General features: G+C 43.2%; 12 protein-coding genes, 1 tRNA gene and 1 pseudogene. All 14 read right to left on the reverse strand.

The annotated features are described in order from the left end of the window. Positions 1-83 precede the first annotated feature (83 nt). Positions 84-1013 carry a tagatose-6-phosphate kinase gene (locus LXO72_RS06530; protein ID WP_233331869.1) on the reverse strand — a complete coding sequence of 310 codons (930 nt, stop codon included), beginning with the start codon at positions 1011-1013 and terminating at the stop codon, positions 84-86. An 11-nt stretch (positions 1014-1024) separates the two neighbouring features. Next, positions 1025-1540 (reverse strand): galactose-6-phosphate isomerase subunit LacB, encoded by a 516-nt coding sequence (lacB, locus tag LXO72_RS06535; protein WP_233331870.1) that lies wholly within the window; start codon positions 1538-1540, stop codon positions 1025-1027. Between the two features lie 16 nt (positions 1541-1556). Continuing rightward, positions 1557-1982 (reverse strand): galactose-6-phosphate isomerase subunit LacA, encoded by a 426-nt coding sequence (lacA, locus tag LXO72_RS06540; protein ID WP_006595007.1) that lies wholly within the window; start codon positions 1980-1982, stop codon positions 1557-1559. 222 nt (positions 1983-2204) lie between these two features. Further along, positions 2205-2959: pseudogene (locus LXO72_RS06545) on the reverse strand (DeoR/GlpR family DNA-binding transcription regulator). A gap of 155 nt (positions 2960-3114) precedes the next feature. Further along, positions 3115-3996, reverse strand: coding sequence for a class II fructose-bisphosphate aldolase (locus tag LXO72_RS06550; RefSeq protein ID WP_006595009.1), 882 nt, complete (start codon positions 3994-3996; stop codon positions 3115-3117). Between the two features lie 177 nt (positions 3997-4173). Then, positions 4174-4259 (reverse strand) — tRNA-Leu (locus LXO72_RS06555). Positions 4260-4383: 124 nt separating this feature from the next. Continuing rightward, positions 4384-5997: a CTP synthase gene (locus LXO72_RS06560; protein ID WP_233331871.1), complete on the reverse strand. Its 1614-nt coding sequence runs from the start codon at positions 5995-5997 to the stop codon at positions 4384-4386. Between the two features lie 173 nt (positions 5998-6170). Further along, positions 6171-6866, reverse strand: a complete 696-nt coding sequence (locus LXO72_RS06565) for a B3/B4 domain-containing protein (protein ID WP_233331872.1) — start codon at positions 6864-6866, stop codon at positions 6171-6173. Positions 6867-6974: 108 nt separating this feature from the next. Then, complete coding sequence (rpoE, locus tag LXO72_RS06570; protein WP_233331873.1) at positions 6975-7544, reverse strand: DNA-directed RNA polymerase subunit delta; 570 nt, start codon at positions 7542-7544, stop codon at positions 6975-6977. A 218-nt stretch (positions 7545-7762) separates the two neighbouring features. Next, positions 7763-9046: a trigger factor gene (gene tig, locus LXO72_RS06575; protein WP_048717652.1), complete on the reverse strand. Its 1284-nt coding sequence runs from the start codon at positions 9044-9046 to the stop codon at positions 7763-7765. Between the two features lie 218 nt (positions 9047-9264). After that, positions 9265-9828, reverse strand: coding sequence for a TIGR01440 family protein (locus LXO72_RS06580; RefSeq protein ID WP_233331874.1), 564 nt, complete (start codon positions 9826-9828; stop codon positions 9265-9267). Between the two features lie 3 nt (positions 9829-9831). Continuing rightward, the gene (locus LXO72_RS06585; protein WP_048789871.1) at positions 9832-10302 is read right to left on the reverse strand and encodes an ECF transporter S component; all 471 of its coding nucleotides are present in this window, start codon (positions 10300-10302) and stop codon (positions 9832-9834) included. Continuing rightward, positions 10292-11053 carry a bifunctional hydroxymethylpyrimidine kinase/phosphomethylpyrimidine kinase gene (locus LXO72_RS06590; RefSeq protein WP_233331875.1) on the reverse strand — a complete coding sequence of 254 codons (762 nt, stop codon included), beginning with the start codon at positions 11051-11053 and terminating at the stop codon, positions 10292-10294. Before LXO72_RS06590 ends, LXO72_RS06585 begins: the two co-directional genes overlap by 11 nt. Further along, positions 11046-11792, reverse strand: coding sequence for a tRNA pseudouridine(38-40) synthase TruA (gene truA, locus LXO72_RS06595; RefSeq protein ID WP_233331876.1), 747 nt, complete (start codon positions 11790-11792; stop codon positions 11046-11048). Before truA ends, LXO72_RS06590 begins: the two co-directional genes overlap by 8 nt. Between the last annotated feature and the right edge of the window lie 24 nt (positions 11793-11816).

The following is an 11816-nucleotide window of genomic DNA, read 5'->3' on the forward strand; positions in this document are numbered from 1 at the left end:
GGTCAAAGGCCAAGGCTGAGATCACACCCTCTTTGGTGCTCAATTTTTCTAAATAGTTGCGTTTTTGTTCTGTTAATACCATCTTATACCTCTTTTACAATTATATTCTGATACAAATCATCGTAGTGGGCCATATTGACATGCCCTGTCATCTTTTCTTGGGCATTTAGCATCCCTAAGACCATAGCATGGGTCAAGAGGGCCGCGTCATCTTTTCCGCTACTGAGGGCGGCAGAGATCCCAGCCACGGTTGAATCTCCAGATCCCACTGGATTGACCACTTCTATTTTTGGAATATCGACCTTATAGAAGCTGTCCCCATGTTTGGCAAAGGCACCATCTCCACCTAAGGAGACGATAATCCATTCGATTCCTTCAAACAGTGGGTCTTTCAAAACTTCTTTTAAGTCCTCAAAATCCGCTGAAACATCCCGTCCTAAGAGTTGAGATAATTCTTCGCGATTGGGTTTAATCACCGTTGGTTTGAATGGTGAGTGAAGGACCGCTTCTAAAGATTTGCCTGATGAATCAAGTACAACCTTGCGTCCTGCTTCTTTTGCAATCTCAATTAGGCTCGCATAATAGTCCACTGGTAGCCCTGTAGGAAGACTCCCCGAAATAGCAATCACATCTGATGTCGGCATGAGAAGTTTGAAATGATGAAGAAATCCCAAGGCTTCCGTCCGAAGTATTTCTGGACCCGCTTCTAAGATTTCTGTTTGATTTCCTTCATGTAAGATGGCGATACAGTTTCGTGTATCACCCAGAATATCATAAAAGAAAGATTGAACATCTCGTGGAAGATGGGTCTTGATGAATTGACCATTGGTCCCCCCAACAAAACCTGTTGCTCCAACTGTTTCACCGCTCTCAGCTAAGACACGGGTGACATTCAACCCTTTACCACCTGCTGTTTTAGAAACTTCCGACACACGGTTAACGGTATCCAACTTCAATTCTTCCAAGGGATAAGAAATATCAATGGACGGATTCAAGGTGACAGTTAAGATCATAATCCTACCTCTTAGTCGTGGTACTCACCACGATCCCATTTTTCAAGGAATTCTGTAAAGAAGTCTGCATCCTCTTGGTGCTCATTATGAGTCTCCAAATGTTGAATCTTGGCAATCAATTTCTTGTTTTCTTCACTTGGTTTGTATTCAGCATGGATGAAAGCTTCAATGATATCACACATGAGCAATTCACCGGTTACTTTCCCACCAAAACCAATGACATTAGCATTGAGTTCTTCTTTTGCATAAAGAGCCGTTGTCATGTCGCGTACCAAGGCTGAACGAATTCCAGGAACCTTGTTAACAGCGTTGTTAATTCCAACACCAGTACCACAGATACATACTCCAAGATCAGCTTGACCACTAGCGACTGCTTCTCCGACTTTTTTCCCAAAAATTGGGTAGTGGGTACGCGCGTGGTCATATGTTCCGAAGTCAAGAACTTCATAACCTTTTGATTTCAAAAATTCAGAAACAGCCATTTTTTCAGTTGTAACAATATGGTCACATCCAATTGCAATTTTCATTCGTTTACTCCTCCCCTTAGCACATCTTGTTGAGCATATCGACACGGATTTGGTGGCGACCGCCGTCATACTTACCGTTTACAAAACCTTTGGCAATATTCTTCGCCAATTGATCACCCACGATTTGAGCCCCCATGGTGATCATGCGAGAATTGTTGTGGCCACGAGTCATGTAAGCGGAACGCTCATCTGAAACCTCTGCGGCAACCATTCCTTTAATTTTAGTTGCGACCATAAATGGACCAGCTCCGTAAGCGTCAATAACAATACCCAAATTATCTTCTGCTTGTTTCACCTCTTTTGCAACAGCTAAGGTCACATCGACAAAGTCTTGCCCTTCTTCTGTCACGTCCACGACTTGGAAACCTTCTGCTTCCAAATATTCTTTGACTACTTCTTTTAAGCGAATACCTGCTGCATCCGCACCAACTACAATTGCCATATGCTTCTCCTTTTTGCATTTCCGTCAACAAAGAAAGTTCTCCTCTTTCTTCATTCGACTTCGTTTTGTTATTCACAAACATAGTATAGCGCTAATTTTGTTTGTTGCCAACTATTTTTTGTTTATTTTTTTCATTTTTCTTTATTTTTTTTTTATTTTTTAGCCCTAAATTGTTTGTAATAAACAAAAAAAGAGAATCGCTCTCTCTTTTCAGTTTATTATTTATACAATCACACGTGTATATTCCTCTAATTCTTCATGTGCTTTCTCAGATGCATCGTCCGTTATCCCGCAGTTACTTTTTTCAAAGAACAGATAGAGGTAAAGTCTTCCTTACCAATCTTGGAGGAGTCAATCAGTAGGTAAGCTTCGGAAGAACGTTCTAAAGCTAACTTTTGCGTATAGGCTTCTTCAAAAGAAGAGGTCAGAACCCGTCCATCCACAATGCCATTCCCACTAAAAAACATCTTGTGGAAGTACATTCTTTCCATGAGAGTGTTCGTTATCTCGCCGACAAAAGCTTGACTTGTTTCTCGGAGTTCTCCTCCCAAGAGGATTACCTTAAAGGTATCACTTTTTTTCTTTAACAATTCTTGAAAAATCGGTAGACAATTTGTCACCACACGCAGTTCCTTATTATTAATGGCTTCGGAAAGAACCTCAACAGAGGTCCCCGGCCCAAGGAAAATACTCTCACCTTCTTTTATCAGCTCGCTAGCTTTCTTCGCTACTTCACGCTTAGCCAGAATATTCTTTAGCAACTTCTCTTCATGGGGCAGTTCCCGTGAAGGGAGGAATTGGTTACTTTTGGCTCCATTTCGAACCCGAATAAGGAGACCTTGCTTTTCCAATTCAATCAAATCCCGACGGACCGTCATATCCGACACCTGCATACTTTCCATGATGTCTTGAACATAAACGGTTCCAGCCTTATTGACCAGATTGATAATCTCATTCAGTCTTTCCTGTTTTCTCATTTCCTACCTACTTGCTTCATTTTTGTTTATTATAACCTTAAATTGTCAGAATCGCAATCATTTTTTGTTTACAATAAACACTTTTCCAAATAAGAGAACCAAAAAAAGGCTTATCCTTGCGGATAAACCTCTGGTTAATAACGTTTCAAGCAAGATTAAGCTTTGTTTTCGCTACCAAATACGTCGATACGTTCTTCAACTGAAGCTGTGATTGCTTCGAATCCTGGTTTCAAGAATTTACGTGGGTCGAAGAGTTTCTTCTTGTCGTATTCTGCTTCGTTTGCATCGTATTCACGTACAAATTGACGAGTTGCGTTAGCGAATGCGATTTGGCATTCAGTGTTAACGTTAACTTTCGCAACACCAAGTTTGATAGCTTCTTGGATTTGCTCATCAGGGATACCTGAACCACCGTGCAATACGATTGGAAATCCTGGAAGAGCTTCTGTCAATTTCTTCAAGTGATCAAGGTCAAGACCTTCCCAGTTTGCTGGGTATGGACCGTGGATGTTACCAATACCTGCTGCCAAGAAGTCGATTCCTGTAGCAACCATTGCTTTAGCATCTTCGATTGGTGCCAATTCACCTTTACCAACGATACCGTCTTCTTCACCACCGATTGTACCAACTTCAGCCTCAACTGAGATACCTTTAGCGTGAGCTTTTTCTACAACTTCTTTCGCCAATTTAAGGTTTTCTTCAACTGGAAGGTGTGATCCGTCGAACATGATTGAAGTGTAACCAACTTCGATACACTCAAGAGCATCTTCGTAGTGACCATGGTCAAGGTGGATTGCAACTGGTACAGTGATACCCATTGCTTCAACAAGGTTAGCGATCATGTTGCGAGCTACTTTGTAACCACCCATGTATTTAGCAGCACCCATAGAAGTTTGGATCAAAACTGGAGCTTTTTTAGCTTCTGCTGCACGCAAGATAGCTTGAGTCCACTCAAGGTTGTTTGTGTTAAATCCACCAACTGCGTAACCATTGTCACGAGCTGCTTGGACAAATTTTTCTGCTGAAACGATTGCCATTAGTAGTAGGCCTCCTCTATTTTTTTGTGGTTAAACCACTTACATTGTTTATTTTATCACTTTTTCATTGAAAATGCTAGCTTTTCCTGAGCCTTTAAAGCGTTTTCTTCTCTTTCAAGCAATCTTTCTCCTAAATGAACAAGAAAAAAGACAGCCGAAGCTGTCTTGATCATCCGATGCGGAGAGAGGGACTTGAACCCTCACGACCTAAAGCGGTCACAGGATCCTTAGTCCTGCGCGTCTGCCAATTCCGCCATCCCCGCGATTGAGTACCTTACTAGTATATCAATCTTCTACTTTCTTGTCAAGATTTTTTTCAAACTTTTTTCAAAGGTTGTCATTTCTTCACAAAAAAGGAGCAGGTCGAAGGACCTGCTCCCTTGATTTTTATTTGCTATCGTGATTCTCAACGGCCGCTGTAATAAAGGCTGTATACAGACCTTCAGGACGGTTTGGACGGCTTGACAATTCTGGATGGTATTGGCAAGCGACAAAGAATTTGTTCTCTGGGATTTCAACGATTTCGACCAAACGGTTGTCTGGTGAAACACCTGAGAAGACAAAACCTGCTTCTTCGAACTGTTCACGGAAAGCATTGTTAAACTCATAACGGTGACGGTGGCGACGTTGTACCACTTCTTGATGGTCATAGGCAGCAGCTGCTTTTGATCCCCGTTTGAGTTTCGATGGGTACAGTCCTAAACGAAGGGTACCTCCCATGTCTTCCACATTGATTTGGTCCCGCATGATATCGATAATTGGATACTTAGTTTCTGGATCCAATTCGGATGAATTGGCCCCTTCCAAGCCTAAAACGTGACGGGCAAACTCAATACAGGTCAACTGCATCCCCAGACAGACACCCAGCATTGGTACATCATTTTCGCGCGCATACCGAATCGCTTGAATCTTACCCTCAGTACCACGTTGACCAAAACCACCTGGGACGATAATCCCATCAGCGTCAGATAGGAGTTCCGCTACATTCTCAGCTGTCACGTCATTAGCATTGACCCAATTGATCTTCACTTCGGCATCATTGGCGTATCCAGAGTGCTTCAAGGCCTCAACAACAGAAATGTAGGCATCTTGCAATTCTACGTATTTACCAACAAGTGCAATCTTGACTTGTTTTTTGAGGTTCATAACCTTATCAACCATAGCTGACCATTCGGTCATATCTGCTGCTGGTGCATCAATCTTCAAATGATCGCAAACGATTTGGTCCATATTTTGAGCCTGCAAGTTCAATGGAATTTGGTACAAGTGTTCTACATCAAGCGACTCAATGACAGCTTCTGGGGCTACATCACAGAATTGGGCTAGTTTGTTTTTAATACCTTGTCCAGCTGTCTTTTCTGTACGAATGACCAACATATTTGGCTGGATTCCCAAACCACGCAATTCTTTGACAGAGTGTTGCGTCGGCTTGGTTTTCATTTCACCAGCTGCCTTAAGATAAGGAAGCAAGGTTGTGTGGATGTACATGACATTTTCAGCCCCAACATCAGACTTCATTTGGCGAAGAGCTTCAAGGAAGGGAAGGGACTCAATGTCTCCAACGGTTCCACCAACCTCTGTGATGATGACATCTGAATCCGTCGTAGTTGCTGCACGCTTAATTTTTTCTTTCAAGGCATCTGTAATATGAGGAATGACCTGGACAGTTGCTCCAAGGTATTCTCCACGACGTTCCTTGCGAAGGACTTCACTGTAGATTTTACCAGTTGTCACATTTGAGTATTTATTCAGGTTGATATCGATGAAGCGTTCATAGTGACCAAGGTCCAAGTCTGTCTCTGCCCCATCATCTGTGACAAAGACTTCCCCGTGTTGATAAGGACTCATCGTCCCTGGATCGATATTGATATAGGGGTCAAATTTTTGAATGGTCACTTTCAATCCACGATTCTTGAGCAGGCGACCGAGACTCGCTGCGACAATCCCTTTCCCAATGGATGATACGACACCACCAGTGACAAAAATATATTTTGTTGACATATGCTTTCCTCTTCTTTTAATATGGTAGAGGCCATTCCCCTTTTCGGAAAAACAAAAATAGCCCCCTAATGATTAGGGAGCTCCGACCTCAAAATGAGGTGCCCGAACAATATCTTACTCCAAATATTCTTCTTTGTCAAATTGAAACTTTCATGAAAATGATTTTTATACACTTAAGTAGCTGGCTCCACGCCATTTCGTGTGACGATAAACTTCTCAAATTGAAGATCAGGCATGCAGGAAGCAAGATCCTTGTGGATCCGTTCCAGTGCTTCCAAGCGCATCTCTACAGAGGTCGCTCGGTTCCCCTGGATGATAAAGAGGGCATTGCGGGTAGTCTCCTCCATCTTATAGCGCTCACCATCTCTCACATCTAGCCAGGCCATAATACCCTCTTGATCTCGGTAGACCGGATCGGTTTCACTAACATGCTTTTCTGTTGATAAGATGGGCAAAAATGTATCCTCTCTTTGACTAATCGTAAACTCGATTGGTCCCTGGATTTTATCCAGATCATGCCCTCCAATGGCTAAAAAGGAACGGAGACATTCAACATTATAGATATCAATCACACTATTGATCGTCGGTAGGAAGCCTCGACTTTGGATATTCTTAATCAAAGCGAGAATAGTTGGCGGGTTCTTCTTGACACTACGCCCCACTTCCTTCAACAAGTCCATATAGCCTTGTACAACTGCCTCCTCTTTCACCGAGCTGAGATCACAATTTAAGGCCCAGGCTTCCATCTCCTCCTTTTTAGCTAGAAAAGTTGCAGACAAGGGAGCTTGTGGCTCCACCTGTTTGGCCACTCCAATCACCACCGTCTCAATCCCTAAATCCACCAAACTTTGATTCAGAATCCAGTCCATATTTCCTTCCTCCTTCTGCGCTAGGTCAGGCTTACACCCTCATTATACTCTTCCTTGAATCATCCTTCAAGTAAACAAAAAAACAAGGAAAAATTCCTTGTTTTTGGATTATTCTTCTTCTTCGTAAGACTCTTCTTCGTCACTTAGCTCAACTTCCTCATCCAACTCGTCTGGTGAGATTTCATTAATTTCAGCATCATAAGCTTCCACTTCATCCTTCTCATCTTCTGGGTTTTCATCATCGTAAGTAAGCGCTGGATCTGCTTCATAGACATCTTCGTCTTCTGGATCATCCGCATTGTAATCAATCGCGTCTTCATCTCCATCCATAAAGGCGTTGACACGTTTTTTCTTACGTTTCTTAGGCTCTTCATCTTCATCGGTTTCTTCAAGAGCGATGATTTCTTCATCTACCTCATCGATCGCATACCATGAGCGAAGTCCCCATTTGTTGTCTCCTAGTGGGATAAAGCTTCCGTCCACATTTAATTCTGTATAGAACAATGGAAGAGCTTCACGAATTTCACTGTTTGATTTTTCGAGGTAGTTTTGAATTTCATTGACCAGGTCATTGAAATACATTTCATGATCACGGCCACGTGACTCTAAGATTGCACGGGCTACTTCAATCATTGAAAGTTCACTTTTTTCTTGTCCAGCAAATACTTCTAATTCCAAGGTAGATCTCCTTCATTTTTATCTCAAGGCAACACTCTTTTTCATTAAAAAAGAGGATACCCCTAGAATACATCATTTATCGTTACACTCTATTGTACGATAATTTTCCCCTTTCGTCAAAGGAAAATTCCGCGCCAATAAGAAGAGAAAAGCCGGGACACATGGCCTCAGCTTTTCTTCTTATGACTTGTTTCCATCAAGATGGAAGATCGTCTTTTTTATTTTACTTTTGCAGTGCTTGTGATTACTTCAACAGCTTTCTTCACAGCGATGTCGTGTTTCAACATTTCTGGTGAAAGCAAGCTACGAACTTGTTCAACTGGCATGTTGTAGTCTGCTGCCAATTGTTCGATTTCTGCAGTTACTTCTTCGTCAGTTGCTTCGAAGCCTTCTGCTTTAGCAACTGCTTCTACGACAAGGTTTGTCTTAGTACGTGCTGCTGCATCTGCTTCATATTGTTTGTGAAGATCTTCTTGAGTTGTACCAGTGATTTGGAAGTACATGTCTGGAGAGATTCCTTGACGTTGCATGTTTCCAAGGAATTCATTGACAGCACGGTGTACTTCTTCGTGGATCATTTCTTCTGGAAGGTCAACGATTTCTGCGTTTTCTACTGCAAGGTCAATTGCTGCTGACTCAACTGCATCTTTGTAAGCTTCTTCTTTCGCTTCAGCCAACTCTTTGCGGTATTTTTCTTTCAATTCAGCAAGAGTTTCAACTTCTTCGTCGATGTCTTTTGCCAATTCATCGTCAAGAGCTGGTACTTCTTTTGCTTTTACTTCGTGGATGGTTGTCACGAATTTTGCTTCTTTACCTGCAAGGTCAGTTGCTTGGTAGTTTTCTGGGAAAGTTACGATGACATCAACTGTTTCACCAGCTGAGTGTCCAACCAATTGGTCTTCGAAACCTGGGATGAATTGACCTGAACCAAGTCCAAGTGAGAAGTTATCTCCTTTTCCTCCGTCAAACTCAACACCGTCAACAGAACCTACAAAGTCGATCACAACGGTATCACCTTCAGCTGCTGGTCCTTCTTTGATTACCAATTCGGCCAAGTTGTTGCGTTCGCGTTCGATACGTGCATCTACATCTTCATCTGTTACTTCTTTAGAAACTTCTACAGATACTTCAAGGTCTTTGTAAGCACCCAATTTTACTTCTGGTTTTGTAACAACATTTGCTGTCAATGTCCAATCTTGACCTTTTTCCATTGATACAACGTCAAAAGTTGGTTGAGCAACCACTTCAAGACCCGCTTCTTTTACTGCTGCTTCATAAGCTGCTGGAAGAAGATCGTTCAAAGCATCTTGATAAAGTGATTCTTCACCAAAACGTTGGTTAAAGATCGGACGTGGAAGGTGACCTTTACGGAATCCTGGTACGTTCAAGTTTTTCTTAACAGACTCAAACACGCGGTCTAAAGCTGGTTTAATTTGGTCTTGACTGATGGTAAAAGTCAATACTCCGCGGTTTGTTTCTTTGTTTTCAAATGATACAGACATTCTGTCTCTCCTTAAAATAATATAGTCATTCCTAATAATTTTACCATAAAACTTCGAAAATGCAAGTTTTTGGGCATCTTGGTTTTGTGGAAACTGCTTCTTTTTAGAGGAATTTTATAGTGGTTTATGAAGACCAAAAGATTAAAAATCTCTTTTCTATCTCAAAAATTGTCCCGGAATAAAAAAACTAGTCCGTGCCTGAACTAGTTTCCTTCCTATTAGGACTTCCGAAGCGGATCTTCTTGGTAAGTAGCACGCGCCCCACCGATCAACTTTGGACGACTGGCTAGAGCCGTCACATGAGCACCACCCAGTTCTTTCAAGACAGGTCGAACGGGTACTTGCACATGCTTGACATGCATCCCGATAGAAGTATCCCCGATATCCAAACCAGCCTGGGCTGTGATGTATTCCACTTCGACAGGGTCTTTCATATAACCGAAAGCAGCCAACTGACCGGCACCCCCCGCATGGAGGCTCGGCAGTACATTGACGATTTCTAAGTCTTTCTTCTCTGCTAGTTCACGTTCGACCACCAGAGCTCGGTTAAGATGCTCACATCCTTGGACAGCTAAGTAAATGCCTTTGGGAGTCAGTGTATCTAGGATGGTTTTCACAATGGCTTGCCCAATCTCCAGACTTGAGTTCTTCCCGATACTTGCACCAGCGACTTCACTGGTGGACAGGCCTAACACGAGGATTTGTCCCTGATGCAGATTGGACTTGGATATAAGATCCAGCAAGATCTCCTGGGTTTCTCTTTTTAATTGCTCTAACTCCATCCTCTAATTTCCCTTCTTTGGTAAGAAATGATACAGAGCATATCCCAGAGCCATCCCAACGAAGTTTTGAACCAGATTATGAGGAACCTCTTCAATGGCCGCTACCCAGGTATTTCCTAAAAAGAGTGCTGAAGCTAGGGCATAACCACCTACCATGATAACCGTTCCTAGAAGCAGACCGATGTAACGGGCTTTTCCTTTAAAACCAGCAAAGTAGCCTTGAGCTCCGTGGAACAAGAGACTAAAGAACATCCATTGAGGATAGCCAGAGAGGAGGTCCAAGAGAAAGGCACCAAGACCACCGACCACTGCTCCTTCTTTGCGCCCCAGATAAAAGGCGGTAAAGTAGACGCCTAGATCCAGCAAGGTCACCATCCCGGTCGGAGTTGGCAACTTGGTATAATAGCCTAGCACAACTGTCAAGGCGGTTAAAATGGCTAAATGCGCGATTACTTGGGTACGTTTATTGGTCATATTGAACTACTCCATATTGATCTGATTTTTGAATGGCTTGGTAGACGAACGCTTTTGAAGCCTTAACAGCTTCTAAGGTTGCCTTCCCTTGGACTAACTGGCTTGCAATACTAGAGGCAAAGGTACAACCAGCTCCTGTATTATTCTTTTCTAAAATGTCTTCTTCGAAGACCGTAAAGTCTTGGCCGTCATAAAAGACATCGATGGCTTTTTCCTTGTTAAGGCGGTTGCCCCCTTTGACCACGACAGTCGCTGCTCCCAATTCATGGAGCTTGCGCGCCGCCTCCTTCATATCGTCGAGCGATTGAATCTTGCTTTGAGTCAAGATCTCAGCTTCTGGTAAGTTTGGCGTGATGATGGTCACATAAGGGAAGAACTTGATCAATTCGTCTCGAAGGGCTGACACTTCCACGTCATGAGTTTCCTTGCAGACCAAGACAGGGTCTAGTACCACAGGAATCTCCGCATGGGCTTTGACATAGTCCAAGGCTAAGTCTGCCACTTCAACATTTGGCAAGAGGCCGAGTTTAATAGCAGAAAAAGGAACATCCTTGAGAGAGTGGAGCTGTTGAGCAAAGGTCGTCGGATCCACCGGAATCACTTCAAAACCATGCTCTGTCATAGCTGTCAAACAAGTCACCGCTACAAAGCCATGCTGTTTGTTGGTTGTATAGGTGGCCAGGTCAGCGTGAAGACCTCCCCCACTAAAAATATCATTTCCTGAAATAGCTAGAATCAATTCATTACTCATAACGGATCTCCTTTAAATATAAGCCATTTGGCGCTGCTGTAGGACCTGCTAGATTGCGGTCCTTCTTTTCTAAAATCAGATCGATCTGCTCGATCGGCATTCGTCCATTGCCAATCTTCAGCAAGGTCCCCACCATATTGCGGATTTGCTTGTAGAGAAAGCCATTGCCCGAAAAGGTAAAGAGAAGACGATGATTTGCCACGTCCTCGACCAAGCGAGCCTCTGTAATCATGCGAACCTTGTCTTCCACACTGGTACCCGAAGCTGTAAAACCGGTGAAATCATGGGTTCCCTCCAACTTTTGGATGGCTGCCTGCATCTTTTCCACATCCAAAGGATAAGGATAGTGGGTGGCATAGTGACGCATCATGGGATTCTTGGGACGACCATAATCCACGATAAATTCATAGGTCTTGCTGTGCTTCTGGTAGCGTGAATGAAAGTCCTCGGGCACTTGCTCCACCCGGATAAAGTCAATATCCTCTGGGGTTTGGGTATCGAGGGCAAAACGGAGCTTCTCCTCGTCCCGTGGCTGGGGGAGATCAAAGTGGATGATTTGCCCAAGGGCATGGACACCTGCATCCGTCCGGCCCGCTCCATGGATGGTCACAGGATTTCCTTGATTGAGACGCATCAAGGTCTTCTCGATTTCTTCTTGCACACTACGGGCATGCGGTTGTCGTTGGAAACCCGCAAATAGAGTTCCATCGTAAGAAATAGTTGCTTTGTATCGTGTCATGTTTTTATTTTATCAAGTTCATCC

The organism is Streptococcus sp. XMC, from assembly GCF_021341835.1.
Classification (GTDB): Bacteria; Bacillota; Bacilli; order Lactobacillales; family Streptococcaceae; genus Streptococcus.